This is a genomic window from Pseudomonas lurida (assembly GCF_002563895.1).
Lineage (GTDB): Bacteria > Pseudomonadota > Gammaproteobacteria > Pseudomonadales > Pseudomonadaceae > Aquipseudomonas > Aquipseudomonas lurida.
Map to the genome: position 1 here is coordinate 3,905,385 of NZ_PDJB01000001.1, position 25,806 is coordinate 3,931,190.

General features: G+C 62.1%; 24 protein-coding genes. 14 read left to right on the forward strand and 10 right to left on the reverse strand.

Translation table 11 applies throughout. From position 1 onward, the window contains the following. Nucleotides 1–2 precede the first annotated feature (2 nt). The 6 genes from copC (at nucleotide 3) to ATH90_RS17640 (ending at nucleotide 5,453) form a co-directional block, all read left to right on the forward strand. A complete protein-coding gene (gene copC, locus ATH90_RS17615; protein WP_034107300.1) occupies nucleotides 3–368 on the forward strand; it encodes a copper homeostasis periplasmic binding protein CopC in 366 nt (121 codons plus the stop codon). Between the two features lie 3 nt (nucleotides 369–371). After that, nucleotides 372–1,229, forward strand: coding sequence for a copper homeostasis membrane protein CopD (gene copD, locus ATH90_RS17620; RefSeq protein WP_034107302.1), 858 nt, complete (start codon nucleotides 372–374; stop codon nucleotides 1,227–1,229). A 259-nt stretch (nucleotides 1,230–1,488) separates the two neighbouring features. Further along, nucleotides 1,489–2,751, forward strand: coding sequence for an OprD family porin (locus ATH90_RS17625; RefSeq protein ID WP_034107304.1), 1,263 nt, complete (start codon nucleotides 1,489–1,491; stop codon nucleotides 2,749–2,751). Between the two features lie 126 nt (nucleotides 2,752–2,877). After that, nucleotides 2,878–3,702: an NAD-dependent epimerase/dehydratase family protein gene (locus ATH90_RS17630; protein WP_034107306.1), complete on the forward strand. Its 825-nt coding sequence runs from the start codon at nucleotides 2,878–2,880 to the stop codon at nucleotides 3,700–3,702. Between the two features lie 3 nt (nucleotides 3,703–3,705). Next, nucleotides 3,706–4,599 carry an SMP-30/gluconolactonase/LRE family protein gene (locus ATH90_RS17635; protein ID WP_098466891.1) on the forward strand — a complete coding sequence of 298 codons (894 nt, stop codon included), beginning with the start codon at nucleotides 3,706–3,708 and terminating at the stop codon, nucleotides 4,597–4,599. Continuing rightward, a complete protein-coding gene (locus ATH90_RS17640; RefSeq protein WP_174555858.1) occupies nucleotides 4,593–5,453 on the forward strand; it encodes an aldose 1-epimerase in 861 nt (286 codons plus the stop codon). The genes ATH90_RS17635 and ATH90_RS17640 overlap by 7 nt, the downstream gene beginning before the upstream one ends. A 35-nt stretch (nucleotides 5,454–5,488) precedes the next feature. On the opposite strand, the gene ATH90_RS17645 is transcribed toward ATH90_RS17640, so the two are convergent. The 6 genes from ATH90_RS17645 to ATH90_RS17670 all read right to left on the reverse strand — a co-directional run bounded on the left by ATH90_RS17645 (nucleotide 5,489) and on the right by ATH90_RS17670 (nucleotide 12,793). Further along, on the reverse strand, nucleotides 5,489–6,640 hold the full coding sequence (locus tag ATH90_RS17645) for an HlyD family secretion protein (RefSeq protein ID WP_098466892.1): 1,152 nt from the start codon (nucleotides 6,638–6,640) through the stop codon (nucleotides 5,489–5,491). After that, nucleotides 6,637–8,283 (reverse strand): MFS transporter, encoded by a 1,647-nt coding sequence (locus tag ATH90_RS17650; RefSeq protein WP_034107313.1) that lies wholly within the window; start codon nucleotides 8,281–8,283, stop codon nucleotides 6,637–6,639. The genes ATH90_RS17645 and ATH90_RS17650 overlap by 4 nt, the downstream gene beginning before the upstream one ends. 477 nt (nucleotides 8,284–8,760) lie before the next feature. Continuing rightward, complete coding sequence (locus ATH90_RS17655; RefSeq protein WP_069077757.1) at nucleotides 8,761–10,239, reverse strand: DASS family sodium-coupled anion symporter; 1,479 nt, start codon at nucleotides 10,237–10,239, stop codon at nucleotides 8,761–8,763. Nucleotides 10,240–10,355: 116 nt separating this feature from the next. Next, nucleotides 10,356–11,162, reverse strand: coding sequence for a sulfite exporter TauE/SafE family protein (locus ATH90_RS17660; RefSeq protein WP_069077756.1), 807 nt, complete (start codon nucleotides 11,160–11,162; stop codon nucleotides 10,356–10,358). Further along, entirely contained in the window at nucleotides 11,163–12,407 is a 1,245-nt protein-coding gene (locus ATH90_RS17665; protein ID WP_034107317.1) for an NAD(P)/FAD-dependent oxidoreductase, read from the reverse strand. A gap of 50 nt (nucleotides 12,408–12,457) precedes the next feature. Beyond that, a complete protein-coding gene (locus tag ATH90_RS17670; RefSeq protein WP_003174875.1) occupies nucleotides 12,458–12,793 on the reverse strand; it encodes an ArsR/SmtB family transcription factor in 336 nt (111 codons plus the stop codon). 94 nt (nucleotides 12,794–12,887) lie between these two features. On the opposite strand from ATH90_RS17670, the gene ATH90_RS17675 reads away from it, so the two are divergent. Then, nucleotides 12,888–13,751, forward strand: coding sequence for an MBL fold metallo-hydrolase (locus tag ATH90_RS17675; RefSeq protein ID WP_069077754.1), 864 nt, complete (start codon nucleotides 12,888–12,890; stop codon nucleotides 13,749–13,751). Nucleotides 13,752–13,808: 57 nt separating this feature from the next. On the opposite strand, the gene bkdR is transcribed toward ATH90_RS17675, so the two are convergent. After that, nucleotides 13,809–14,297 carry a Bkd operon transcriptional regulator BkdR gene (bkdR, locus tag ATH90_RS17680; RefSeq protein ID WP_003174877.1) on the reverse strand — a complete coding sequence of 163 codons (489 nt, stop codon included), beginning with the start codon at nucleotides 14,295–14,297 and terminating at the stop codon, nucleotides 13,809–13,811. A 195-nt stretch (nucleotides 14,298–14,492) separates the two neighbouring features. Here bkdR and ATH90_RS17685 point away from each other — a divergent pair, with 195 nt between their 5' ends. From ATH90_RS17685 to ATH90_RS17705, 5 genes are all read left to right on the forward strand, one after another. Then, entirely contained in the window at nucleotides 14,493–15,728 is a 1,236-nt protein-coding gene (locus tag ATH90_RS17685) for a 3-methyl-2-oxobutanoate dehydrogenase (2-methylpropanoyl-transferring) subunit alpha (protein WP_098466893.1), read from the forward strand. Nucleotide 15,729: 1 nt separating this feature from the next. Continuing rightward, a complete protein-coding gene (locus ATH90_RS17690) occupies nucleotides 15,730–16,788 on the forward strand; it encodes an alpha-ketoacid dehydrogenase subunit beta (protein ID WP_034107322.1) in 1,059 nt (352 codons plus the stop codon). Further along, nucleotides 16,789–18,069, forward strand: coding sequence for a dihydrolipoamide acetyltransferase family protein (locus ATH90_RS17695; protein WP_098466894.1), 1,281 nt, complete (start codon nucleotides 16,789–16,791; stop codon nucleotides 18,067–18,069). Nucleotides 18,070–18,073: 4 nt separating this feature from the next. Then, nucleotides 18,074–19,453 (forward strand): dihydrolipoyl dehydrogenase, encoded by a 1,380-nt coding sequence (gene lpdA / locus ATH90_RS17700; protein ID WP_069077752.1) that lies wholly within the window; start codon nucleotides 18,074–18,076, stop codon nucleotides 19,451–19,453. 223 nt (nucleotides 19,454–19,676) lie between these two features. After that, nucleotides 19,677–20,696: a branched-chain amino acid aminotransferase gene (locus tag ATH90_RS17705; protein ID WP_034107330.1), complete on the forward strand. Its 1,020-nt coding sequence runs from the start codon at nucleotides 19,677–19,679 to the stop codon at nucleotides 20,694–20,696. A 55-nt stretch (nucleotides 20,697–20,751) separates the two neighbouring features. Here ATH90_RS17705 and ATH90_RS17710 read toward each other — a convergent pair whose 3' ends face one another. Beyond that, nucleotides 20,752–21,645, reverse strand: coding sequence for a GNAT family acetyltransferase (locus tag ATH90_RS17710; protein ID WP_098466895.1), 894 nt, complete (start codon nucleotides 21,643–21,645; stop codon nucleotides 20,752–20,754). A 271-nt stretch (nucleotides 21,646–21,916) separates the two neighbouring features. Here ATH90_RS17710 and ATH90_RS17715 point away from each other — a divergent pair, with 271 nt between their 5' ends. Continuing rightward, nucleotides 21,917–22,963 carry an ornithine cyclodeaminase gene (locus ATH90_RS17715; protein ID WP_098466896.1) on the forward strand — a complete coding sequence of 349 codons (1,047 nt, stop codon included), beginning with the start codon at nucleotides 21,917–21,919 and terminating at the stop codon, nucleotides 22,961–22,963. 121 nt (nucleotides 22,964–23,084) lie between these two features. Then, nucleotides 23,085–23,582 carry an Lrp/AsnC family transcriptional regulator gene (locus ATH90_RS17720; RefSeq protein ID WP_034107335.1) on the forward strand — a complete coding sequence of 166 codons (498 nt, stop codon included), beginning with the start codon at nucleotides 23,085–23,087 and terminating at the stop codon, nucleotides 23,580–23,582. 101 nt (nucleotides 23,583–23,683) lie between these two features. Here ATH90_RS17720 and ATH90_RS17725 read toward each other — a convergent pair whose 3' ends face one another. Beyond that, the gene (locus ATH90_RS17725) at nucleotides 23,684–24,517 is read right to left on the reverse strand and encodes a TIGR03915 family putative DNA repair protein (RefSeq protein ID WP_098466897.1); all 834 of its coding nucleotides are present in this window, start codon (nucleotides 24,515–24,517) and stop codon (nucleotides 23,684–23,686) included. Next, nucleotides 24,514–25,734 carry a putative DNA modification/repair radical SAM protein gene (locus ATH90_RS17730; RefSeq protein WP_015884767.1) on the reverse strand — a complete coding sequence of 407 codons (1,221 nt, stop codon included), beginning with the start codon at nucleotides 25,732–25,734 and terminating at the stop codon, nucleotides 24,514–24,516. Before ATH90_RS17730 ends, ATH90_RS17725 begins: the two co-directional genes overlap by 4 nt. Between the last annotated feature and the right edge of the window lie 72 nt (nucleotides 25,735–25,806).

The following is a 25,806-nucleotide window of genomic DNA, read 5'->3' on the forward strand; positions in this document are numbered from 1 at the left end:
CAATGTCGATCAAGAAAAGCCTCACCACTGTTGCCCTGCTCGCCTCCCTCCTGGGCGCCTCGGCGGCATTTGCCCATGCGCACCTCAAAAGCGCGGAGCCCGCGGCAGACAGCAGCGTTAGCGCGCCAAAGGACCTGCGCCTGACGTTCAGCGAAGGCGTAGAAGCCACGTTCACCAAGGTGTCCCTGAGCAAGGACGGCACCGAAATCGCCATCAAGGGCCTGGAAACCCCGGACGCCGACAAGAAAGTCCTCGTCGTCACGCCGGCCGCACCGTTGGCTGCCGGTAACTATAAGGTGGTGTGGAACGCGGTCTCGGTCGACACCCACAAGAGCAACGGTGAATACAGCTTCAAGGTCGGCCAATAACCCATGGCGACCCTGCTGGTGCTGTGCCGCTTCCTGCATTTCATCGTCGTATTGTTGATGTTCGGGGCCTGCGTGTTCAGGCCCTGGCTGGTGGGCGCTGAACCGCAACCGGTACTGGACCGGCAACTTCACCGTATCACCCGGGGGCTGGCCTGGCTGGGGTTGGGCTCCGGTATCGCCTGGTTGCTGTTGATCACTGCCAGCATGGCCGGCAGTTGGGAGGCGGCCTTGCAACCGGCCACGGTGCAATTGGTCCTGGGCAAGACCTTTTTTGGCCAGGTGTGGACCTGGCACCTGCTGTTGAACCTGCTGCTGGTGATCGTGCTGTGCAAACCCTGGCCGGCGTTGCGCCTGCCGGTGATCGCGTTGCTGTTGGCCACCCTGGCGCCGGTTGGTCATGGCGCCATGCTCGATGGGCTCAGCGGGCAATTGCTGATTCTCAACCAGGTGGTGCATCTGGTCTGTGTGGGGGCTTGGCTCGGCGGCTTGCTGCTGCTCGTACTGATCCTCAGGCAGTCGAACCGCTACCCGTTGCAGCCGATCCTCCAGCGCTTCAGCGGTGTGGGTTATGGCTTGGTGGCCGGTTTGCTGGTGACCGGCTTGATCAACGTACGCGTGCTCACCGGGCAGCTGTGGCCCACGCCGCTGTTCAACGGCTTCGCCCTGATCCTGTTGATCAAGGTGCTGCTGGTATTCGGCATGCTGGCATTGGCCTTGCTGAACCGACTGCGTATCGAACGCTGCGAAGAGCGACTGGGCACGCTGAAGGCCAGCGTAATGCTGGAATGGTTATTGGGTGTATCGGCGGTAGCCGCCGTTTCCCTGCTGGGCACCCTACCGCCGATGGTCCTGGCCGGCTAAACACCAAGGTTGAAATGCAAGCCATGTGGGCGCTTGCTTGCCTGCGATGCAAACAGTTCGGTGCATCAGGCGCTCCGAGGCGAAGCCATCGCCGGCAAGCCAGCGCCCACATTGAGCGTGCCCGCTTTTGAGCGAATCACTCCTAGTCATCGTATAACTTCTGCTTGACAGCCCGTGGAAACCTCGCAAATATCCCGCTAAATGTTGTACGACGACGTACGACAAATAATAAAAACAACAAAAGAAACGGAGCTCCCCTGTGAGTCAATTCGCCCGCAATGCTTCATCGTGTATCGGCCTCCTTGGCCTCGGCAGCCTGGCGCTTACCCTCCCCCCCAGCGCTCAGGCAGACGGTTTTATCGACGACGCCAAGGCCACGCTCAACCTGCGCAACGCCTACTTCAACCGCAACTTCACGAACCCGACCAACCCCCAGGGCAAGGCGCAAGAGTGGACGCAGAACTTCATTCTCGATGCCAAGTCCGGCTTCACCCAAGGCACCGTGGGGTTCGGGATTGACGTGCTGGGCCTGTATTCGCAAAAGCTCGACGGCGGCAAGGGCACGGGGGGGACGCAATTGCTGCCGATCCACGACGACGGCCGCCCCGCCGACAACTTCGGCCGACTGGGCGTGGCGCTGAAAACCAAGCTGTCGAAGACCGAATTGAAGGTTGGCGAGTGGATGCCGGTGCTACCGATCCTGCGCTCCGACGACGGCCGGTCGCTGCCCCAGACCTTCCGTGGCGGCCAGGTCACCTCCAGCGAAATCGCCGGCCTGACCCTCTACGGCGGCCAGTTCCGCGGTAACAGCCCGCGTAACGACGCGAGCATGGAAGACATGTTCATGAACGGCAAAGCCGCGTTCACCTCCGACCGCTTCAACTTCGGTGGCGGCGAATACACCTTCAACGACAAACGCACCCAGGTCGGCGTGTGGTACGCCGAGCTCACCGATATCTACCAGCAACAGTATTTCAACCTGACCCACAGCCAACCCGTGGGCGACTGGACCCTTGGCGCCAACCTCGGTTTTTTCAATGGCAAGGAAGACGGCAGCGCCCTGGCCGGCGACCTCGACAACAAGACCGCCTTCGCCTTGCTTTCGGCCAAGTACAACGGCAACACCTTCTATGTGGGCCTGCAAAAACTCACCGGCGACAGCGTATGGATGCGGGTCAACGGCACCAGCGGCGGCACGCTGGCCAACGACAGCTACAACGCCAGCTACGATAACGCCAAGGAAAAATCCTGGCAGGTGCGCCATGACTTCAACTTCGTGGTGCTCGGCATTCCCGGACTCACCTTGATGAACCGCTATATCAGCGGCAGTAACGTGCACACCGGGGCGATCACCGACGGCAAAGAATGGGGCCGCGAATCGGAACTGGCCTACACAGTGCAAAGCGGTGCGCTGAAGGATCTGAATGTGCGCTGGCGCAATTCGACCCTGCGTCGTGATTTCAGCAACAATGAGTTCGACGAGAATCGGCTCTTTATCAGCTACCCGATCTCCCTGTTGTAAGGTTTCGGATCGGGCGCAAACTTGGAGTCAATGCATGTCGCCTGTAATAGCGTTGACAACCCGGGGAATCAATAACGATACTTCCAGCATAGTCATACGACAACCTACAACAACAATGGAACCCTCATGACCACTACCACTACGCCACCTGTTCCATTCAACCGCCTGCTGCTTACCGGTGCTGCCGGTGGCTTGGGCAAAGTCCTGCGCGAACGCCTGCGTCCGTATGCCAATGTGCTGCGCCTGTCGGACATCGCCAACATGGCCCCGGCTGCCGACGCGTCCGAAGAAGTGCAACCCTGCGACCTCGCCGACAAACAAGCGGTGCACCATCTGGTAGAAGGCGTCGATGCGATCCTGCATTTTGGCGGCGTATCGGTGGAGCGTTCTTTTGAAGAGGTGCTTGGCGCCAACATCTGCGGCATCTTTCATATCTACGAAGCGGCCCGTCGCCATGGCGTCAAGCGCGTGATCTTCGCCAGCTCCAACCACGTGATCGGCTTTCACAAGCAGGGCGAGATCCTTGACGCCCACTCGCCGCGCCGCCCGGACAGCTACTATGGTTTGTCCAAGTCCTACGGCGAAGACATGGCCAGTTTCTACTTTGATCGCTACGGCATCGAGACCGTGAGCATTCGCATCGGCTCGTCGTTTCCGGAACCGCAGAACCGCCGCATGATGCATACCTGGCTGAGTTTCGACGACCTCACGCAACTGCTGGAGCGTGCGCTGTACACCCCCAACGTCGGCCACACCGTGGTCTACGGCATGTCGGCCAACCTCGACACCTGGTGGGACAACCGCTACGCCGCGCACTTGGGTTTTGCCCCCAAGGACAACTCCGAAGTGTTCCGCGCCCAGGTCGAAACCCAGCCACCCGTGGCCGACAATGACCCGGCCAAGGTCTACCAGGGCGGCGCGTTCTGCGCGGCAGGGCCGTTCGGTGACTGACCAATGAATGCTGAACTGATTGTTGACGCGCGTAATGCCGTGGGCGAATGCCCGGTATGGGTCCCCGAGGAAAACGCGCTGTATTGGGTGGATATCCCTAACGGTGGGCTGCAACGCTGGAGCGCCGCCAGCGGCCATATCGCCGCCTGGAAAGCCCCACAGATGCTCGCGTGTATCGCCCGCACCACGGCGGGTAACTGGGTCGCCGGCATGGAAAGCGGTTTTTTCCAACTCACACCGCACAATGACGGCAGCCTCGACACCACGCCCCTGGCGAGTGTCGAGCACCCGCGCGCGGACATGCGCCTGAATGACGGCCGCTGTGATCGCCAGGGCCGCTTCTGGGCCGGCAGCATGGTGTTGGACATGGGCCTGAACGCAGCCGAGGGTATCCTCTACCGCTACGCGGCCGGCGCAGCACCTTGTGCGCAACTTGACGGTTTTATCACCCTCAATGGCCTGGCGTTCAGCCCGGATGGCCGCACGATGTATGCCTCCGATTCCCACCCGCTGGTGCAGCAGGTCTGGGCTTTCGACTACGACATCGACACTGGCACGCCCTCCAATCGCCGCGTGTTCGTGGACATGCACCAGCACCTCGGCCGCCCCGACGGTGCCGCCGTCGATGCCGACGGCTGCTACTGGATCTGCGCCAACGACGCCGGGCTGGTCCACCGTTTCACACCCGACGGCCGCCTGGATCGCTCCCTGGTGGTCCCGGTGAAAAAGCCCACCATGTGCGCCTTTGGCGGCAGTCGCCTGGAGACATTGTTCGTCACTTCCATCCGCGATGATCAGAGCGAGCAGTCGCTGTCCGGCGGCGTGTTCGCCCTCAACCCCGGCGTGCAAGGGTTGCCCGAACCCACCTTCGCGCTCCAGGTGCATGGCGAATGCTGATCGAACTGGAAGACGCCCTCACCCTCCTCACCCTGGCGCCAGCCGTGGGTGGCAGCATCGTCAACTGGCGTGTACTCGCGAGTGGGCAACCGTTGTTGCGGCACAGCGATGAGCAGGCAGTGAACACCGGACTGCCGGGCAAGCTGGGGTGCTATCCGCTGGCGCCCTGGTCCAACCGGATTGCCGAAGGCGGTTTCGACAACCCCGGCGGGTGGCTGGCCCTGACGCCCAACAGTCCGCTGGACCCGCTGCCGATTCATGGCTCGGCCTGGCAACGGGTGTGGCAGGTCGTCAGTCAGTCGAAGAATGAGGTGGTGCTGGAAGTACTCTGCGACACGCCGTTCGCCTATCGCGCCGAGCAGCGGTTTGGGTTGAACAACGGTGAGCTGAGCATCACGCTGCGGGTGACCCATCTGGCTGAACAGCCTGCATGGCATGGGCTGGGATTGCATCCCTACCTGCCACGGACAGCGGGTACCCGGTTGCAGGCCACGGCGTCGCAGGTGTGGATGAGTGATGCATCCAAGCTGCCCACGGGGTTGGCGCCGGTGCCAGAGGCCTGGAACTTCGGGGCATTGAAAGCCCTGCCGGAAACCCTGGTGGACAACGGTTTTTGCCAGTGGGACGGCCACTGCAGGATCGAGCAACCGCAGCTGGATTACGCGCTGGAATGCCAGGCGAGCGGCGCGGATTACTTCCTGCTGTACTGCCCGCCGGGGCTGGAATTCTTTTGCATCGAACCGGTGAGTCACCCGGTGAATGCCCATCACCTGCCTGGCAGACCGGGTTTGAAACTGCTGGAACAAGGCCAGTCAACCCAGCTGGATTTTACGCTGAAATACTCTCCCTTGTAGGAGCCCGCCAAGCAGGCATCTACAAGGGCGGAGTGTCAGGGCGGGCTGTTTTTCAGGCGTCCTGCGGTGTCGATACTGACCACCACCGACAACCCCGGCCGCAACCGCTCGCTTTCGGCCTGGTCCGGATCCACCGTAATCCTCACCGGCACGCGCTGGGCGATCTTCACAAAGTTGCCGGTGGCATTGTCCGCCTGCAACAGGCTGAACTCCGAGCCGGTGGCCGGAGAAATATGCTGCACCGTGCCATGGAATTTACGATGGTTCAGGGCATCCACCGTGAAGGTCACCGGCTGGCCGACTTGCACATTGTCCATCTGGGTTTCCTTCATATTGGCGATCACCCACAGCTGCTTCGGCACCAGCGCCATCAACTGCGCACCGGAATTGACGTAAGCCCCCAGTCGCACGCCAATCTGCCCCAGTTGGCCGTCACGGGGCGCGGTGATGCGGGTATTGGACAGGTCGATGCGCGCCAGCTCCACCGCCGCCTCGGCACTCGCCACGGCCGCTTCCAGGGAGCCGCGATTGACGATCACCGTCTGCAGGTCCTGACGCGCGATTTCCAGGCTGGCCTGGGCCTGGGCCACCGCCGAGATGGTCTGTGCGTTGGCGGCGCGGGTGACGTCCAACTCACGCTTGGACACCGAACCATCACTGATCAACTCTTCATTGCGACGCAAGTCGGCCGTGCTTTTGCGCGCCTGCGCCTGGCTGTCGACCAAAGCCGCCTGGCGCAGCTGGATGGTGGCTTCAGCGCTGTTGCGCTGCTGCACCACATTCGCCAGCGATGCCTTTTGCACCGCCAACTGCGCCAGCGCCTGGTCGAGGCGCTGCTTGTAGATGCGGTCGTCCAGGCGCACCAGCAGGTCACCCGCCTTCACGTACTGGAAGTCCTGTACCGGCACTTCGAACACATAGCCACTGAGCTGTGGGCCGATAATCGTCACCTGCCCGCGCACCAGGGCGTTCTCAGTGGTTTCCACCGCGCTGCTGAACGGCGGCAACTGCCAGGCATACAACACGATCAACACCCCGACGATGGCAATCGCGGCAAAGCCCAGGGACGAGACAATACGCACCCGCAAGGAACGCGGCTCGGTGACCGTGGCGCCGGGCGGCGTGGTGCCCTCCGGCGTGGAGGCAATGGCGTTGGTGGTCGAGGTGGTGGAAGTCGGTTCGGTCATGAAGAAGCGCCGCTGGGTTGAACGGAAGGGGCTGCTGCCTTGGTAGTGCTCAACAGCCACAGACTGCGGATAAAAATCCAGATCATGGTCAGTATCGCGATGATCGCGATCAGCATGAAGACATCGTTGTAAGCCATCACGTTTGCTTCACGGGTCGCCGCCGTGGCCAGGCTGCGAATGCCCATGAGGTTGCGCAACTCGGGGTCGGCGACAACGCCACCGTAGGCCGAGCCGCCGCTCTGCACCCGCGCGGCCACACGCGGGTCGAGCAGGGTCAAATGCTCGACGATCATGCTGGAGTGATACTTCTCGCGCACGATCTGGAACGTTCCCAGCAACGCCGCCCCCATCAGGCCGCCGAGGTTCTGGCAGATGCCGAACATCACCGAAAAACTCACCAGGTTGCGCGGGTTGGTCAGTACGTTCTTGGTGCCCAGCACCATGGTCGGCCCCAGGAAGAACGTACCGCCGAAGCCTAGCAGGAACTGGCTGACGTACAGGTTCTGCGGCCGGGTAAGGTTGCTGGAAAAGCTGTCCATCACCGACCCCGTGGCCATCAGCGCCAGGGAAATCACCAGCGGCATCAGCAAATGCGCCGGGTTGATGGTCAAGGCGCTGACCACCAGCCCGGCGATCGCCCCGGCCAGCATCACCACGTACAGCGTGTGCATCTGCTGGTAGCTCATGTTCAGCATCTGCATGAACCCCACCGCGCCGGTGGACTGCTCGGAGAGCACCATGCGAATCAGGACCACCGCCAGTGCCAGGCGAATCATCACGCCGCTGCCCAGCCAGCGGGTCATCAACAGCGGGTTGGCGCGGTTATGCTCGATGGCCAGGCCGGCCATGATCAGCACCAGGGAGCACGCCGAGGCCACGCCGATCCACGGCGCTTCCAGCCACCAGTCGATGCGGCCCAAGGACAGCACGGCGCAGAGCAGAGCGACACCGGTGGCGAGGATGGCGAAGGTCAGGAAGTCGAGTTTTTCGAAGGTCTTGAAGCGGTCGCCGGGCGGAAGTTTAAGCAGGAACACGCAGCCCAGGCAGATCAGCGCCATGCCCAATTCAAACAGATACAGGCCGCGCCATTCGGCGATTTGCAGCAGGTCTTCGGAAAACAGGCGTGCCAGGGGTAAAGCCAGCTGCGCGGTACCCAGCCCCAGTACCAGCGCCTTCAGGCGCCACTTGGCCGGGAACGCCTGGATCATGTAGTACAACCCCAATGAACTCAGCGCCGCGCCAACCATCCCGTGGGCAGCCCGAACGGCGATGGCCGAGTTGAGGTCGTTGACGAACAAGTGACCGAAGGTCACCAGTGCGTATAGCACCAGGAACACTTCAGTGAATGCACGCAGGCCGAACTGCTGGCGGAACTTTACCAGCAACAGGTTCATGCACACGTTGGTCATTACATAGGCGGCGGGAAGCCAGGCCATTTCAGCGGTGGTCGCGCCGAGCGCGCCTTGCAGGTATTGCAGGTTGGCGATGACCAGCGCATTCCCCAAGCCCCCGGTAATCGCCACCAGCACGCCGACCATCGCAAATAGCCAACGCTTGTGCGTCGGGTGCAGCGGCGTCGACGGCGAACCGGGCAGGCTCGGCCGTTCGTGGGGCTCCCAGGTGTGGGGGGTGTATTTGTTCATTCGATGACCTAGATGACCCGACGAGGAACGTCGGTAGAACCATTACTCAGGGAGTAGTAAACCTGAGCGGAGTTCATCTTGCCATGTTGGGGTTGGGGGTGCAGCTATGGCCTGGGTCCCTATCCGTTACCCAGGTAGCGGCCACGCTGGGTTTTCTGCTCTTGCGCGGCTCAATTTCTGGAAGAGCGCCAGCAGTCACCCAATGCGCGATGGCATCAACCGGGTGTGCCTGATGCACCGAGTTGCCCGCATCGCAGGCAAGCCAGCTCACACAGAAAAGCAGATAGGTGATTGATCTCGCAACCAGATGCGACGGCCTCAAAACCCACGAGTTACTCAGCGACGAACTCGATCAAAGGTGGGAGCTGGCTTGCCTGCGATGGCATCAACCCGATATGCCTGATGCACCGAGATGCCCGCATCGCAGGCAAGCCCCCCCACACCGGCCCCTTGCGCACTGAAGACACCCACCCAATTTCAAACCCACCCCAGCCAACTCCAATAAGTCGCCGCAAACACTAGCATCAACAGATACCCCACCAACGTGACCAAAACCCCCACCTTGGCAAACTGACGCGCCGTAAACGTCCCGGTCCCCAAACACACCATATTCTGCGGCGCATTGATCGGCAGGATAAACCCGTAGCTCATCACAAACCCCAACAGCATGGTCATCCCCAGGCGACTGAACTCCCCCGGTAACGTCTGCAACACTGCAATCAAGATCGGCAACAGCGCCGAGGTCAATGCGGTGGCGCTGGCAAACCCCAGGTGAATCAGGATCAGGAACGCACCAAGAATCGCGAACACACCCAACGGCCCTACCTGATCCAACCCCGTATGGGCCACGACAGTCGAACCCAACCATTGCCCGGCCTGAGTCGTGAGCAACGCCGTGCCCAGGCTGATGCCAACCCCGAACACAATCACCGTGCCCCATGGGATACGCGACTGCACATCCTTCCAGGTCATTACGCCGATGCCCGGCAACAGCAGGAACACCAACCCGGCGTAGGTGGTCGAGGTGGTGTCGAAACTGTGCAAGCGCCCTTCCGTGGCCCACGCCAACAGCAACAGCACCGAAACACTCAACAGGCGCTTCTGCGGCCCGGTCATCGGGCCTATGTCCGCCAGCGATTGCGCCACCGCTTCTTTACCGCCCGGAATGCTGTCGGTTTCCGGCGGCAGCAATTTGAGCACGAGGAACAGCAACACTGCCGACATGATCAACGCCCACGGCGCGCCCGCGATCAGCCAGTCAAGCCAGGACACGCGCTGGCCGAGCATCTTGTCCATGAAGCCAACGGTGAGCAGGTTCTGCGCAGCGGCAGTCTGGATACCGACGTTCCAGATACTGGTGCCCTGGGCTACGACAATCATGATGCCGGCAGCGATGTTCGAGCGCTTGTCCACGCCGAACGCAGCAATCACCCCCATCATGATCGGCACCACACAGGCACTGCGTGCCGTGGCGCTGGGCACTACCAGGCTGAGCAGAATGGTCACCGCGATCGCCCCCAGCAGGATACGCCGGGTGCTGGTGCCGACCCGGCTCAGGGTCACCAGGGCAATGCGTCGGTCCAGGCCGGTGTGAGTCATCGCCGCTGCGATAAACAGCGCCCCCGCCACCAACGCCAGCGCCGGATTGGAAAACCCGGTGAGCGCCATGCTGATCGCCGGGCTGGTGCCGATCAGCTGGGCGGGGTCTTGCAGCGACGGCGCGGTGCCAAGCAGAAAAGCCATCAGCGAGGTGATCATGATCGCGCTGGCTTCATAGGACACCGCTTCGGTGATCCACACCACCACCGCAAACGCAAGAATTGCCAGCATGCGGTGCCCGGCCACCGGCAAGTCGGTGGGCAGCGGCAACAGCAGCACCCCGGCCATCACCAGCACGGCAGCCACTAGGCCGAGGGGCAGTTTGAAGGATGCAGCGGTTGTCGCGGGGGCGTTCATGGTGGGCTCCGTAGCCGTCAAATCAGGCTACGAGCATGACGCGAAATGCCGGGGGTCATGTTGACAGGTATCAACGCCCTAGGCCGGTCACTGCCTCACACGGCTCAGCCCCCGTCTCAGAGGAACGCGTGGAGCAGCATTCCAGCAGCCACCACCACACACAGGCTGGCAAACCCCACCTGCAAGGTCCGCGCGGGAATCACCGAACACAGGCGCCGCCCGGCCAGCATGCCGACGATGCTTGCGCCGACAAACACCCAGCCCAGCGGCTCGATGCGCACACCGGCATGGAAGGCACCAGCCACTCCGATCAGCGAAAGCAGGCTGATCACCATCAGGGAGGTGGCAACGATGCCGCGCATCTGCACGTCGGTGAGTTGCTTGAACGCCGGCACGATCAGGAAGCCGCCGCCAACGCCCAGCAGGCCGGACACCGCACCGGTTACCGCGCCGAGGGCAGCCAGGGTCGCGCTGCATTTGGCCGTCCAGGCCAGGCGCCCGGTCTGCTGGTCGAGCATGCAGTTCTTCTGGCCCCAGGACGCGGCGCCATGGTCACTCGGCCCCGCCTCACGTTTTTCACGCTGCAACATGCGCCAGGCCACCAGCACCATCAACGCACTGAACAGGCCCATCAGCAGCGCTTCCGGCAATTGGTGGGCAAGAAACACGCCCACGGGCGAAAACAGCGCGCCAAGCAAGGCGATCAGCAACGCGGCGCGGTAACGCACCAGGCCATGACGCAAACCATCAATAGCGCCCACCGCCGCCGCCGCGCCCACGGCGAGCAACGACACCGGCGCGGCCTGGGTCATGCTCAAGCCCAGGCCCAGCACCAGCGCCGGCACCCCGAGGATGCCGCCGCCCGCGCCCGTCAGGCCCATGACTAGGCCCATCAATAAACCCAACACGCTGGCCAGCAGCATTCAGTCCACCTTGCTCAGGCGGGTCAGCCACTCGCGCCCCTTGAGCATGCCGTTCCAGTAGAACCACGGCAGCAAGGTGGCCTTGAGGAACCACATCGAGCGACGTGCCTGGGTCGGGTCCAGGGGAAAGGTCGGCAGCAGCTTGCCGCCATAGCCAAACTCGGCCAGTACCACTTTGCCCTTCTCTACTGTCAGCGGGCAGGAACCGTAGCCGTCGTACTTGAGCGGCAGCGGTGCCTGTTTGCGCAGGGCCAGGAGGTTTTCGGCGACCACCACGATTTGCTTGCGCACCGCAGCGGCGGTCTTGGCATTGGTGGTGCCGCACACGTCGCCCAGCCCGAAGATATGCGGGTAGCGCAGGTGCTGCAGGCTCTGCGGGTTCACTTCGCACCAGCCGGCAGCGTCGGCCAGGGGGCTTTGGCGGATAAAATCCGGCGACACTTGCGGCGGGACCACATGCAGCAAGTCGAAGGATTTTTCTTCAACGCTGACATTGCCTTCGGCATCCTTGACCTCGAACCAGGCCTTGCGTGCAGGGCCGTCAACCTTCACCAGGTTGGAGTTGAACGCCAGTCGGGCATTGTACTTTTCCACGTACTTCATCAGCGGCGGCACAAAGGTCGGCACGCCGAACAGCGCAGCGCCGGCCAGGTCGAATTCGACGTCGATGTTTTTCAGCACACCCTGCTTGAGCCAATGATCACAGGACAGGTACATGGCTTTCTGCGGCGCGCCTGCGCATTTGATCGGCATGGCAGGCTGGGTAAAGATCGCCTTGCCGCCCTTGAGCTGCTGCACCAGCTGCCAGGTATAGGCGGCGTGCTGGTAGCTGTAGTTGGAGGTGACGCCATGCTTGCCGAGCGTGTCCTGAAGCCCTTCGACCTTCTCCCAGGCCAGGCGCAGGCCGGGGCAGACGATCAGGTTGTTCCAGCTGACGCGCTGGCCATTGTCGAGGACCAGCGTTTGCTCCTCTGGCAGCACCTCGGTGACCGCGGCCTGCACCCAGGTGACGCCGTTGGGCAGTACGTCGGCCAGCGCGCGGCGGGTCTTCTTCACGTCGTAGGCGCCGCCGCCCACGAGGGTCCAGGCGGGCTGGTAGCAGTGGTAGTCGCTGGGTTCGATCAGGGTGATATTCAGGTGGGGGTTGCGCTTGAGCAGGCTGGCCAGCAGGCCGATGCCCGCCGAGCCGCCGCCGATGACTACGATATCGCCACTGATGGTAGGGCCCCAGTGTTGTTCGGTCATGGTCTATCGCCTTTGTAATACATGCACACAAGGGTCGCTGCCGGATGGCGTCACGCCCAGCTTTTTATGACCGCGCCGCAGTACAGCCCGGACAGGGTCTTCATCACTTGGATCACTTCATGGCTGGCCAGCCCGTAGAAGATGTACTTGCCTTCCCGACGGGTGGCGACCAACCCTTCGTCGCGCAGGATGCCCAACTGTTGTGACAGCGTGGGCTGGCGCACGCCAGTCAAGGCTTCGAGCTCGCCGACGTTGCGCTCGCCCTGGGTCAACTGGCACAGGATCAACAAACGGTCCTCATTGGCCAGCGCCTTGAGCAAGGCACACGCCTTGGACGCCGATGCGCGCAGTTGGGCGACTTCGCCCTCACTCAGAGTAGATTCCATTTGCCTCGGGTCCTTTCTGTCACTTAAGCTCAAAACATTATGTGTAAACATAAACTGATTGTAACTACTTTTTTCTTCATCGGGGACAGCCGCCATGCCAGCGTTGATTCAAGCTTTTCTGGACGAGGCATCGTCGACCTTTACCTACGTCGTCTATGAAACCAACGGTGGCCCCTGTGCCATCGTCGATTCGGTGCTCAACTACGACCCGGCCTCGGGGCGCACCGACACCGCCCAGGCCGACAAGGTCATCCGCTTCGTGCGCGAGCACGGCTTGCACGTGCAATGGCTGCTGGAAACCCATGCCCACGCCGATCATCTCTCCGCCGCGCCCTACCTGCGCCGAACGCTGGGCGGCAAGATCGCGATCGGGCAGTCCATCAGCAAGGTGCAGGACGTGTTCAAGAACCTGTTCAACCTGGAGCCGGAGTTCCGGGTCGATGGGTCCCAGTTCGATCACCTGTTTGCACCGGATGAAATCTTTCACATCGGCAGCCTGAAGGCCCAGGCCCTGCATGTGCCTGGGCATACCCCGGCGGACATGGCCTACCTGATCGAGGACCGGTTGATCCTGGTGGGCGATACGCTGTTCATGCCGGATGTGGGCACGGCGCGCTGTGATTTCCCGGGCGGCGATGCGCGGCAGTTGTATGCCTCGATGCGCAAGCTGTTGGCCTTTGCACCTGAAACCCAGCTGTATGTGTGCCATGACTACCCGCCTGAGGGCCGTGAGGCCAAGTGCCTGACCACGGTGGCCGAGCAGCGCGCGGGAAATATCCATGTGCATGACGGGGTGGATGAGGCGGCGTTCGTGGCGATGCGTACCCAGCGCGATGCCGGGCTGGGGATGCCGACGCTGTTGTTGCCGGCGATCCAGGTGAATGTGCGGGCGGGGAATATGCCGCCAGCGGAAGAGAATGGCGTGACTTACCTGAAGATCCCCCTTAACCAACTGTAAAAACCTCGACCCCTGTGGGAGCTGGCTTGCCTGCGCCCACAGTAGTTGGGGGTTGAGTCATGAGCCGAGGCTGATGCCGTTGGCCGGCAATGGCAGCGCGGTTTTGTAGCGCACCTGCTTGAGCGCAAAACTTGAGCGGATGTTGGCGACGCCCGGCACCTTGGTCAAAAAGTCCATCATGAAGCGCTCCAGCGACTGGATCGTCGGCACCAACACCCGGATGAGGTAGTCCGGGTCGCCGGCCATCAGGTAGCACTCCATCACCTCGGGTCGGTCGGAGATCGCGCCTTCGAACTGCTGCAACGCCAACTCATTCTGCTTTTCCAGGCTCACGTGGATGAATACGTTGACGTGCAGGCCCAGCAGGTCGGCATCCAGCAGCGTGACCTGCTCACGTATCAGGCCCAGTTCTTCCATCGCCTTCACCCGGTTGAAACACGGCGTGGGCGACAGGTTCACCGAGCGGGCCAGGTCGGCGTTGGTGATCCGCGCATTCTCCTGCAAGGCGTTGAGAATGCCGATATCGGTACGGTCCAGTTTGCGCATGAGACAAAATCACCTATTTATTATGTTTATGCAGGTTTTTTATCCGCAAATGATCGCGGGCGCAACGAAACAGAGATAAATATTCTTCTACGCCACGCCTATGATTGTTGTAGGACAAGATTTCTCCTACCCGGAGCCTGACTGTCAGCTAGCGCGCCCACTACAAGAAATTCACAAGATAGAGCGTAGAAAGCCATGACCCAGCAGTACGAACCACTGCGCCTGCACGTCCCTGAACCCTCGGGCCGTCCAGGCTGCAAGACCGACTTTACCTACCTGCGCCTCACCGACGCCGGCCTGGTGCGCAAACCCGCCATCGACGTAGAACCCGCCGACACCGCCGACCTGGCCAAGGGCCTGATCCGCGTGCTCGACGACCAGGGCCAGGCCCTGGGGCCATGGGCCGAAGGCGTGCCCGTGGAGATCCTGCGCAAGGGCATGCGCGCCATGCTCAAGACGCGAATCTTCGACAACCGCATGGTGGTCGCCCAGCGTCAGAAAAAAATGTCGTTCTACATGCAAAGCCTCGGCGAAGAAGCCATTGGCAGCGCCCAGGCCCTGGCCTTGAACATTGACGACATGTGCTTCCCCACCTACCGCCAGCAAAGCATCCTGATGGCCCGCGACGTGCCACTGGTGGATCTGATCTGCCAACTGCTGTCCAACGAGCGCGACCCGCTCAAGGGTCGCCAGTTACCGATCATGTATTCAGTGAAAGACGCCGGCTTCTTCACGATTTCCGGCAACCTTGCGACCCAATTCGTACAAGGCGTGGGCTGGGGCATGGCCTCGGCGATCAAGGGCGATACCAAGATCGCCTCCGCCTGGATCGGCGACGGCGCTACCGCCGAATCCGACTTTCATACGGCACTCACCTTCGCCCACGTCTACCGCGCGCCGGTGATCCTCAACGTGGTCAACAACCAGTGGGCCATCTCCACCTTCCAGGCGATTGCCGGCGGTGAAGCCACGACGTTCGCCGGACGCGGCGTGGGTTGCGGTATCGCCTCCCTGCGCGTGGACGGCAACGACTTCATCGCGGTCTACGCCGCTTCCGCGTGGGCAGCGGAACGCGCACGCCGCAACCTGGGGCCAACGTTGATCGAGTGGGTCACCTACCGCGCCGGCCCGCACTCGACCTCCGATGACCCGTCCAAATACCGTCCCGCCGATGACTGGAGCCACTTCCCCCTGGGCGACCCGATCGCCCGCCTCAAGCAGCACCTGATCCAGATTGGCCAGTGGTCCGAAGAGGAACACGCGGCGGTCAGTGCCGAGCTTGAAGCCGACGTGATTGCAGCGCAAAAACAAGCCGAACAGTACGGCACCCTTGCCGGCGGCCAGATTCCAAGCGCCGCGACCATGTTCGAAGACGTCTATAAAGAGATGCCGGAGCACTTGAAGCGCCAGCGTCAAGAGTTGGGGATCTGACATGAACGATCACAACAACAGCATTGAAGTGGAAACCGCCATGACCACCACCACCATGACCATGATCCAGGCCTTGCGGTCGGCCATGGATGTGATGCTTGAGCGTGACGACAACGTGGTGGTATTCGGCCAGGACGTCGGCTACTTCGGCGGCGTGTTCCGGTGCACCGAAGGCTTGCAGACCAAGTACGGCAGCTCGCGGGTATTTGACGCACCGATTTCGGAAAGCGGCATTATCGGCGTAGCGGTGGGCATGGGTGCCTATGGCTTGCGCCCGGTCGCCGAGATCCAGTTCGCCGACTACGTCTACCCCGCTACCGACCAGATCATCTCCGAGGCGGCGCGCCTGCGTTATCGCTCGGCCGGCCAGTTCACCGCGCCGTTGACCATGCGCATGCCGTGCGGCGGCGGCATCTACGGTGGCCAGACCCACAGCCAGAGTATCGAAGCGGTGTTCACCCAGGTCTGCGGCCTGCGCACGGTGATGCCCTCCAACCCCTATGATGCCAAGGGCCTGCTGATCGCCTCGATCGAAAACGATGACCCGGTGATCTTCCTGGAACCCAAGCGCCTGTACAACGGCCCGTTCGACGGCCACCACGACCGCCCGGTTACCCCGTGGTCGAAACACCCGCAAGCCCAAGTGCCGGATGGTTACTACACCGTACCGCTGGACGTGGCCGCCATCGTGCGTCCAGGCTCGGCCGTTACCGTGCTGACCTATGGCACCACAGTGTATGTGTCGCAAGTCGCCGCCGAAGAAACCGGCATCGATGCCGAAGTCATCGACCTGCGCAGCCTGTGGCCGCTGGACCTGGAAACCATCGTCAACTCCGTGAAGAAAACCGGCCGTTGCGTGGTGGTGCATGAAGCCACCCGCACCTGCGGCTTTGGTGCCGAACTGGTGTCGCTGGTGCAGGAGCATTGCTTCCACCACCTGGAAGCGCCGATCGAACGCGTCACCGGCTGGGACACACCCTACCCGCACGCGCAAGAGTGGGCGTATTTCCCAGGGCCGTCCCGCGTGGGCGCGGCGTTGAAACGGGTCATGGAGGTCTGAATGGGCACGCACGTTATCAAGATGCCAGACATTGGCGAAGGCATCGCTGAAGTTGAACTGTCGGTGTGGCATGTGAAGGTTGGCGACCTCGTGGTTGAAGACCAGGTGCTGGCGGATGTCATGACCGACAAGGCGATGGTGGACATTCCCTCGCCAGTGCACGGCAAGGTCATTTCCCTCGGCGGCGAGCCGGGCGAAGTCATGGCCGTGGGCAGTATTCTGATCAGCATCGAAGTGGAAGGCGCAGGCAATACCAAGGACGCGCCCGTGGCTGCTGAAGCAGTGAAAACTGCGCCAGCGCCGGTCGTTGAAGCCAAGCCAGCACCCGCACCTGCACCTGCACCTGCACCTGTGAGCAAACCCGCGCCGGCCGTAGCCGCCCAAGCCCCCGTGGCACGCGAGGCCGACGAGCGGCCCCTGGCCTCCCCCGCCGTGCGCAAGCATGCGCTGGACGCTGGTATTGCGTTGCGCCTGGTCCAGGGCTCCGGCCCGGCCGGCCGGATTCTGCACGAAGACCTGGACGCTTACTTGCTCCAGGGTCCAACGCCAACCAAAACCGCTGCCAACCCCTACGCCGAACGCAACGACGAAGAACAGATCCCGGTGATCGGCATGCGCCGCAAGATCGCCCAGCGCATGCAGGACGCCACCCGGCGCGCCGCGCACTTCAGCTATGTGGAAGAAATCGACGTCACTGCTCTGGACGAACTGCGCGTGCACCTCAATGAGAAACACGGCGCCACGCGTGGCAAGCTGACCCTGCTGCCGTTCATCGTACGCGCCATGGTCGTGGCGTTGCGGGACTTCCCGCAGATCAATGCGCGCTACGACGACGAAGCGCAGGTCATCACCCGCCTTGGCGCGGTGCACGTGGGCGTCGCCACCCAGAGTGATGTGGGCTTGATGGTGCCGGTGGTGCGCCACGCCGAAGCTCGCAGCCTGTGGGGCAATGCCGAGGAAATCGCACGCTTGGCCACCGCGGCGCGCAACGGCAAGGCCAGCCGTGACGAGCTGTCCGGCTCGACGATCACCCTGACCAGCCTGGGCGCACTTGGCGGCATCGTTAGCACGCCCGTGCTGAACCTGCCGGAAGTGGCCATCGTGGGCGTCAACCGCATCGTCGAACGGCCAATGGTGATCAAGGGCCAAATTGTAGTGCGCAAGATGATGAACCTCTCCAGTTCCTTCGATCACCGGGTGGTCGATGGCATGGACGCGGCGCAATTCATCCAGGCCATTCGCGGCCTGCTCGAACAACCCGCCAGCCTGTTCCTGGAGTAAGGGCATGACTCAAACATTGCACACCACCCTGCTGATCATCGGCGGCGGCCCTGGCGGTTACGTGGCCGCCATTCGCGCCGGCCAACTGGGCATCCCGACCGTCCTGGTGGAAGGCCAGGCGTTGGGCGGTACCTGCCTGAATATCGGCTGCATTCCGTCCAAGGCCTTGATCCATGTGGCCGAACAGTTCCAGCAAACCATTCATCACAGCCAGGGCTCGCACCTGGGCATCGAAGTGGATGTGCCGACCCTGGACATCCGCAAGAGCGTGGAATGGAAAGACGGCATCGTCGATCGCCTGACCACTGGCGTCGCTGCGCTGCTGAAGAAACACAAGGTGCAGGTGATCCACGGTTGGGCCAAGGTTGTCGACGGCAAGACCGTCGATGTTGGCGACCAGCGCATCCAGTGCGAACACCTATTGCTGGCCACCGGCTCGAAAAGCGTCAACCTGCCGATGCTGCCGATTGGCGGGCCGATCATCTCGTCCACCGAAGCTCTGGCCCCCACTCGAGTGCCCAAGCGCTTGATCGTGGTGGGTGGCGGCTACATCGGCCTGGAGTTGGGGATTGCGTACCGCAAGCTCGGCGCCGACGTCAGCGTGGTCGAGGCCCAGGACCGCATCTTGCCAGCCTATGACGCCGAATTGACCCAGCCGGTGAACGAATCCCTCAAGCAACTGGGGGTGAAGCTGTACCTCAAGCACAGCGTCACTGGTTTTGCGGATAACAAGCTGCAGGTACGTGATCCAAACGGCGACACGTTGTCGCTGGACACAGACCAGGTGCTGGTCGCCGTGGGACGCAAACCCAACACCCAGGGCTGGAACCTCGAGGCGCTGAACCTGGAAATGAACGGTGCGGCGATCAAGATCGACAGCCGCTGCCAGACCAGCATGCGCAACGTGTGGGCCATCGGCGACCTGAGCGGCGAGCCGATGCTGGCCCACCGAGCCATGGCCCAGGGTGAAATGGTCGCCGAACTGATCAGCGGCAAGTCCCGCGAATTCAACCCGGCAGCGATCCCGGCGGTGTGCTTTACCGACCCGGAACTGGTGGTGGTCGGCAAGACACCGGATGAAGCCAAGGCGGCCGGCCTGGACTGCATCGTGTCGAGTTTCCCGTTCGCCGCCAATGGCCGGGCCATGACCCTGGAGTCCAAGACCGGCTTCGTACGGGTGGTGGCACGCCGTGACAACCACCTGATCGTCGGCTGGCAAGCCGTGGGGGTGGGTGTTTCGGAGCTGTCCACCGCGTTCGGCCTGTGCCTGGAAATGGGTTCGCGCCTGGAGGACGTGGCCGGCACTGTCCACGCCCACCCGACCCTAGGAGAGGCTGTGCAGGAAGCCGCCTTAAGGGCTTTGGGGCACGCGTTGCACCTGTAAAACCGCGGTGGGGCCATCGCAGGCGAGCCAGCTCCCGCAGGGGAATGCACTCCAAATGGGGGAGCCGGCTTGCCTGCGACAGCGGTGGATCAGCCAACACACCTGCTGAATGGGCCACCCACCCGCTCCCACACCGGCCAAGAATGAAGTATTGTTGCGCCCATCCAGAAAAAACCGACAAGCCTGCCTTCGACCAGGCGGTTGACCAGAGATAGAGGGTGTCATGGGTAACGAAAGCATCAATTGGGACAAGCTGGGTTTTGACTACATCAAGACCGACAAGCGGTTTCTCCAAGTCTGGAAAAACGGCGAATGGCAAGCCGGCACCCTGACCGACGATAACGTGCTGCACATCAGCGAGGGCTCAACCGCCCTGCACTATGGCCAGCAATGCTTCGAAGGCCTCAAGGCCTACCGCTGCAAGGACGGCTCGATCAACCTGTTCCGCCCGGACCAGAACGCCGCCCGCATGCAGCGCAGCTGCGCACGCCTGCTGATGCCGCATGTGTCGACCGAAGACTTCATCGACGCGTGCAAACAAGTGGTCAAGGCCAACGAGCGCTTCATCCCGCCGTACGGCAGCGGCGGTGCGCTGTACCTGCGCCCGTTCGTGATCGGCACCGGTGACAACATCGGCGTGCGTACCGCGCCGGAGTTCATCTTCTCCGTGTTCGCCATCCCGGTCGGCGCCTACTTCAAGGGCGGCCTGGTGCCTCACAACTTCCAGATCTCCACCTTCGACCGTGCCGCGCCACAAGGCACCGGTGCCGCCAAGGTCGGTGGCAACTATGCTGCCAGCCTGATGCCAGGTGCCGAAGCGAAAAAATCCGGTTTCGCCGACGCGATCTACCTGGACCCGATGACCCACTCGAAAATCGAAGAAGTCGGCTCGGCCAACTTCTTCGGGATCACCCACGACAACCAGTTCATCACGCCGAAGTCGCCTTCGGTACTGCCAGGCATCACCCGCCTGTCGTTGATCGAACTGGCCAAGACCCGCCTGGGCCTGGACGTGGTCGAGGGCGAAGTGTTCATCGACAAGCTGGACCAGTTCAAGGAAGCCGGTGCCTGCGGGACCGCTGCAGTGATCTCACCGATCGGCGGCATCCAGTACAACGGCAAGCTGCACGTGTTCCACAGCGAGACCGAAGTCGGCCCGATCACCCAAAAGCTCTACAAGGAGCTGACCGGTGTGCAGACCGGCGACGTCGAAGCGCCAGCAGGCTGGATCGTCAAGGTATAACCCTGTACCCGTATGGGCGCTGGCTTGCCAGCGCCCACACCTGCTTTACGTGCTCTCAGGATTGAGTCGGAATATTCCCAACAATCTTCTTTCCCATACTAATCCTCGGCTCCACCCCATACCCCAACGCCTCATAGAACCCCGCCACCCCGTCATTGCCACTGGTGATCTGCAGGTTGACCTTCATGCAGCCCAGCGCCGTCAATGCCTGTTCCGCATGCCGCACCAGCGACGAACCCAGGCCATGACGCCGATAGTCCGCATGCACCGCCACCGAATACAGCCAACCGCGATGGCCGTCATAGCCGGCCAGAATCGTACCGACAACGGTTTTTTTATCAGTCGCGACGAAAAACAGCCCATCGTTGACGGCCAGCTTTTTATCAATCGCCAGCGTTGGCAGGTTATGCGCCGTGTCATAGCCAAACGCCTCTTGCCATAACGCTACCACCTGCGCCCGGTGCTGACGGTCGCGATACGGCCCGATGGGGTGACGGGACAGCAGCGCTTTCTCCATCACCAACGTACGCTCGTTGCCGTGGTAGACGTCGCGCACGGTGTGAAACCCCAGCTTGGCGTAGAACGGTTCGGCGGTCAGCGAAGACGGCACACTCAACACCGTCACTCCCGCTTCGCGGGCACGCAGTTCAATCTCGATCATCAATAGCCGACCAATACCCTGCCCTTGCAGCGCCGGGTTGACGAACACCGAGCGCACCACATTGGCGTCGAGGGCAGCGGTGGCGACGATCACTCGCTCCTGAACCGCCACCAGCACCACGCGGCGCTGGAGCAACGCCAACACCGCGTCCGGCGTGAAGTTAGCGGCGACCCGCGCAATCACATCCGGCGGATAATCCCGCGCATTGCTGCTATGCAGAGCCGCCAGGATGACCTGGCTGATCCCCTCGGCATCGGCGGTTTGGGCAATACGAACAGCGGTCGACATGATTCCTCCTGGCTGACGCGGGTTTTGCAAACCTCACAATACCAATGTGGGCGCAGGCTTGCTCGCTCCCACAGTTTGACCCCATTCAAACCCACGCAGCCGATTCGGCTGCCACACCCCATTTTTCAGCTTTCCCGGCTGGACCATCCGCGTGTTTCAGCCGGGATTCTGTGGCGATAACCCACACAATAGCCGCACTGGCCCGGCACATGGCCCGACTCTGCGTGCAGCAGAAAACGCTGGCCGTCCCCGAATAACAAGGAGTACCTCCATGACCCGCTATATCGACGTCAACGACCTCTGCTATCTGGTCTCGCAAAAAGGCCTGCAAACCTGCATCACTGAAATGGCCGAGTACATCCGCGCCGACTACCTGCGCTGGCAGGATTTCGAAAAATGCGCGCGACTGGCCAACCACTCGCCGGACGGCGTGATCGAGCTGATGCCGGTATCCGACGCCTCGCTGTATGCGTTCAAATACGTCAACGGCCACCCGAAAAACACCCTGGCCGGCATGCTGACCGTGATGGCGTTCGGCGCACTGGGCGATGTCGACACAGGCCTGCCGGTAATGCTGGCGGAAATGACCCTGACCACCGCGATTCGCACAGCTGCCACTTCGGCGCTGGTCGCCCGCTACATGGCCCGCGACAACAGCCGCAGCATGGCGCTGATCGGCAACGGCTCGCAGAGCGAATTCCAGGCCCTGGCTTTCCACGCCATGCTCGGCATCAATGAGATCCGCCTGTTCGATATCGACGCCAAGGCCACCGCCAAACTGGCAGCCAACCTCAAGGCCTTCCCTGCGATCACGGTGATCCTGGCCGGCAGCGTGGCCGAAGCGGTCAAAGGCGCCGACATTGTCACCACCGTTACTGCCGACAAGGCCTACGCCACCATCCTCACCGACGACATGATCGAACCCGGCATGCACCTCAATGCCGTCGGGGGCGACTGCCCAGGCAAGACCGAGCTGGACCGACGTATCGTCGAGCGCGCCCGCGTGATCGTCGAATACGAACCACAAAGCCGCATCGAAGGCGAAATCCAGCATATGCCGGAAGACTCGCCGGTGACCGAACTGTGGCAAGTGATCAATGGCCAGAAGCCCGGCCGCGAAAATGCACGCCAGGTCACCCTGTTCGACTCCGTAGGCTTTGCCATCGAGGATTATTCGGCTCTGCGTTATGTGCTGGATGTTGCCGAGGCGCTGGGCATAGGCAGCGAATTGGAGCTCGTCCCAGACCTCGCCGACCCGAAAGATTTGTTTGCCCGCCTGGCCCAATCGCCCGTCGCGCAGCAAAAAAAGCGCGCCTGAGGTTTGCAGGCAAGCCTCCTACCGCATACAGACGTTGACGGTGGAAGGCCGTACCATGTGGAGGGTCTGGCAAACGTGCAATGTTTGCCGCCATTTTTTCCAACCGCTTGAAGTGAACCCCATGGATAACAAGGCCAACGGACCCTATTCCGCCCCCGCGCTGGACCGCATCGATGAAGCCATCATCGAAGTGCTGCGCCACCAGGGGCGTATCACTTACGAAAAACTCTCGTCGCTGGTGCACCTCACCCCAAGGCCCTGCCTGGAGCGCGTGCGCAAGCTGGAGCGACGCGGGGTGATCCGTGGGTATGGGGCGATCATCGATGTGCAGATGGTTTCGCCGGGGCTCTCGTTACTGGTGCTGGTGGCCTTGTCCAACCAAAGCGGGCGCTCGGCGCAAAAGGCTTTCGAAGCCTGTGTGAAGGCCTGCCCCCAAGTGTTCGACTGCCAATTGATCAGTGGACCGTTTGACTACAGCCTGCGCATGCGCTGCCGGGACATGGAGCATTACCGGGTGCTGAGCGAGACCTGGTTGAACAATGACGAACTGCACATCGATAAGCTGGTGGCGCATCCGGAGTTGGCGGTGGTGAAGAACACCGCCACCGAGTTGGCCTGAAACCCACCCCACCCGACACAGCCAGCGCCGTGGGAGCTGGCTTGCCTGAGAAAGCGGAGTCTCTGACCCACCGCTATCACAAGCAAGCCAACTCCCCGTGTTTAACCGTGCCCGCTTAATATTTTCTTGCCAGGCTTGGTGCCGATCAGCTTCGCCTGCCCATCGCGCTGCTTGCCCGTCCGCGCTTCACTGATCAACCCCGGTATCAGCTTGCCCTCCGGCAGATTCTTCCAGAACCGACTTGGCAAATGCCCTTCCATCACCTTGGGATTCAATCGCGCCGGGTTGAAGATATGGCTGTAGTAGGTCAGCCACATCGCACTGTGCGGGTCCTCGACATTCTGCGCCAGCTGCTGCCACGCCTCGGGGCACTTTCGCTGATGAATCAACTGCTCGCCATCGTAGTAAACCCCATCCAACGGCGTGGCGATCATCCAGCGATGACGCCCCATGCGCCCGATAAAGTGCTGACTGGCGGACTTCAAGATGTCATGGGCCGGCTCATGCCAGGCCACGTATTCGGGCAACTCCGGCCCTGCCCCGGCCGGCAGCGCGATAAACCGCACGAATGCATGCAAGTGATGCGCCTCGCGGCTTACCTGCTTGATTCGCCGCTGCAACTCGCTGCCCAGCTTGTCCCCCGCCAGCATCGCGGTGCGGTCGCCATGGCTGACCCGCCACAACACTTCATACAACAGGCTCCAGCGCTGCTCGCCGTGGTAACACGCCGCCGACTCCAGCAGTTCGACCAATGCCTTGGGGATCCGTGCCTGGAACGGACCCATCCCCTCGGGGATCGGTTCGTCGGTGGCAAACAGGTCCGCCACTTCTGCCTCTCCCCAGCTCACCTGGCTGGGGTCAACCTGATGGCTGAGCAGCCAGCGCGCCTGTTCGCGCCAGGTGCTGAACAGGTTGTCGCATTCCAGGCTGATCATCCCCACAACCCCATTTGCTGGGGCTGAGGACGGTCGCGCAATTGTTCGCGCAGCAACACGCTGGTGCTGTCGGCCTGCTGCGGGTGGTAGTCACTGGTGATGAAAAACGGCTTGGCCTTGGCCAGTACGCAGCGCATGCGCGCCAGGTCTTCGAAGCGGATCTTGCGTTCACGACGCAGGTCCACCAGGCGCTGGGTGGTGCGCAAACCAATGCCCGGAATGCGCGCGATCAAGGTCGGTTCGGCGCGGTTCAAGTCCAGGGGGAAGACGTCGCGGTTATCCAGGGCCCAGGCCAGCTTGGGGTCGATGTCCAGGGCCAGGTGGCCGGGGCCTTCGAACAGTTCATTGGCGCTGAAGCCGTAGCTGCGCAACAGGAAGTCAGCCTGGTACAACCGGTGCTCGCGCATCAACGGCGGTGCGGCCAGGGGAACGCTCTTCGGGCTGTTGGGGATAGGACTGAATGCCGAGTAATACACGCGGCGCAGCTTGAAGTTGCCGTACAACGCCTCGGCCCCGTGGAGGATGGTGCTGTCATCCGTGTCGTCGGCACCGACGATCATCTGCGTGCTCTGCCCGGCCGGGGCGAAACGCGGCGCCCGAGGTTCATTGAGCACGGTCTGCTCGCCGGTGTAGATAGTCTGCATGGCCTGCTTGATCGAGACGATCTGTTTCTCAGGCGCCAGGGTGTGCAGGCTGGCCTCGGTGGGCAGTTCGATGTTCACGCTCAGCCGGTCGGCATAGCGCCCGGCCTCGGCGATGAGCGCCGGGTCCGCGTCGGGAATGGTCTTGAGGTGGATATAGCCGCGGAAGTCGTGCTCTTCGCGCAGGAGCTTGGCCACGCGTACCAACTGCTCCATGGTGTAGTCGGACGAACGGATGATGCCGGAGCTGAGAAACAGCCCGCTGACGCAATTGCGACGGTAGAAATCCAGGGTCAGGGTCACCACCTCCTCCGGGCTGAAACGCGCGCGGGGCACGTCGCTGGAACGGCGGTTGACGCAGTATTGGCAGTCGTAGAGACAGAAGTTGGTGAGCAACACCTTGAGCAATGACACGCATCGCCCGTCGGGGGTATAGCTGTGGCAGATGCCCATGCCATCGGTGGAACCCAGCCCCGCCTTGCCCTCGGAGCTGCGCTTGGGCGCGCCACTGCTCGCACAGGAAGCGTCGTACTTGGCGGCGTCGGCGAGAATGCTGAGTTTTTCGATCAACTGCATGGAGGGCTACCGATACTGGTTTTTTGTACAGTATCAGTGAGCAATCGCGAATACCAGCCTCTGATGATGACC

Bases quoted from the DNA above. Each gene is read 5' to 3' on its own strand.
- copC (WP_034107300.1), top strand. From the start codon at position 3: ATGTCGATCAAGAAAAGCCTCACCACTGTTGCCCTGCTCGCCTCCCTC.
- copD (WP_034107302.1), top strand. From the start codon at position 372: ATGGCGACCCTGCTGGTGCTGTGCCGCTTCCTGCATTTCATCGTCGTA.
- ATH90_RS17630 (WP_034107306.1), top strand. From the start codon at position 2,878: ATGACCACTACCACTACGCCACCTGTTCCATTCAACCGCCTGCTGCTT.
- ATH90_RS17635 (WP_098466891.1), top strand. From the start codon at position 3,706: ATGAATGCTGAACTGATTGTTGACGCGCGTAATGCCGTGGGCGAATGC.
- ATH90_RS17640 (WP_174555858.1), top strand. From the start codon at position 4,593: ATGCTGATCGAACTGGAAGACGCCCTCACCCTCCTCACCCTGGCGCCA.
- ATH90_RS17645 (WP_098466892.1), bottom strand. From the start codon at position 6,640: ATGACCGAACCGACTTCCACCACCTCGACCACCAACGCCATTGCCTCC.
- ATH90_RS17650 (WP_034107313.1), bottom strand. From the start codon at position 8,283: ATGAACAAATACACCCCCCACACCTGGGAGCCCCACGAACGGCCGAGC.
- ATH90_RS17655 (WP_069077757.1), bottom strand. From the start codon at position 10,239: ATGAACGCCCCCGCGACAACCGCTGCATCCTTCAAACTGCCCCTCGGC.
- ATH90_RS17660 (WP_069077756.1), bottom strand. From the start codon at position 11,162: ATGCTGCTGGCCAGCGTGTTGGGTTTATTGATGGGCCTAGTCATGGGC.
- ATH90_RS17665 (WP_034107317.1), bottom strand. From the start codon at position 12,407: ATGACCGAACAACACTGGGGCCCTACCATCAGTGGCGATATCGTAGTC.
- ATH90_RS17670 (WP_003174875.1), bottom strand. From the start codon at position 12,793: ATGGAATCTACTCTGAGTGAGGGCGAAGTCGCCCAACTGCGCGCATCG.
- ATH90_RS17675 (WP_069077754.1), top strand. From the start codon at position 12,888: ATGCCAGCGTTGATTCAAGCTTTTCTGGACGAGGCATCGTCGACCTTT.
- bkdR (WP_003174877.1), bottom strand. From the start codon at position 14,297: ATGCGCAAACTGGACCGTACCGATATCGGCATTCTCAACGCCTTGCAG.
- ATH90_RS17685 (WP_098466893.1), top strand. From the start codon at position 14,493: ATGACCCAGCAGTACGAACCACTGCGCCTGCACGTCCCTGAACCCTCG.
- ATH90_RS17690 (WP_034107322.1), top strand. From the start codon at position 15,730: ATGAACGATCACAACAACAGCATTGAAGTGGAAACCGCCATGACCACC.
- ATH90_RS17695 (WP_098466894.1), top strand. From the start codon at position 16,789: ATGGGCACGCACGTTATCAAGATGCCAGACATTGGCGAAGGCATCGCT.
- lpdA (WP_069077752.1), top strand. From the start codon at position 18,074: ATGACTCAAACATTGCACACCACCCTGCTGATCATCGGCGGCGGCCCT.
- ATH90_RS17705 (WP_034107330.1), top strand. From the start codon at position 19,677: ATGGGTAACGAAAGCATCAATTGGGACAAGCTGGGTTTTGACTACATC.
- ATH90_RS17710 (WP_098466895.1), bottom strand. From the start codon at position 21,645: ATGTCGACCGCTGTTCGTATTGCCCAAACCGCCGATGCCGAGGGGATC.
- ATH90_RS17715 (WP_098466896.1), top strand. From the start codon at position 21,917: ATGACCCGCTATATCGACGTCAACGACCTCTGCTATCTGGTCTCGCAA.
- ATH90_RS17720 (WP_034107335.1), top strand. From the start codon at position 23,085: ATGGATAACAAGGCCAACGGACCCTATTCCGCCCCCGCGCTGGACCGC.
- ATH90_RS17725 (WP_098466897.1), bottom strand. From the start codon at position 24,517: ATGATCAGCCTGGAATGCGACAACCTGTTCAGCACCTGGCGCGAACAG.
- ATH90_RS17730 (WP_015884767.1), bottom strand. From the start codon at position 25,734: ATGCAGTTGATCGAAAAACTCAGCATTCTCGCCGACGCCGCCAAGTAC.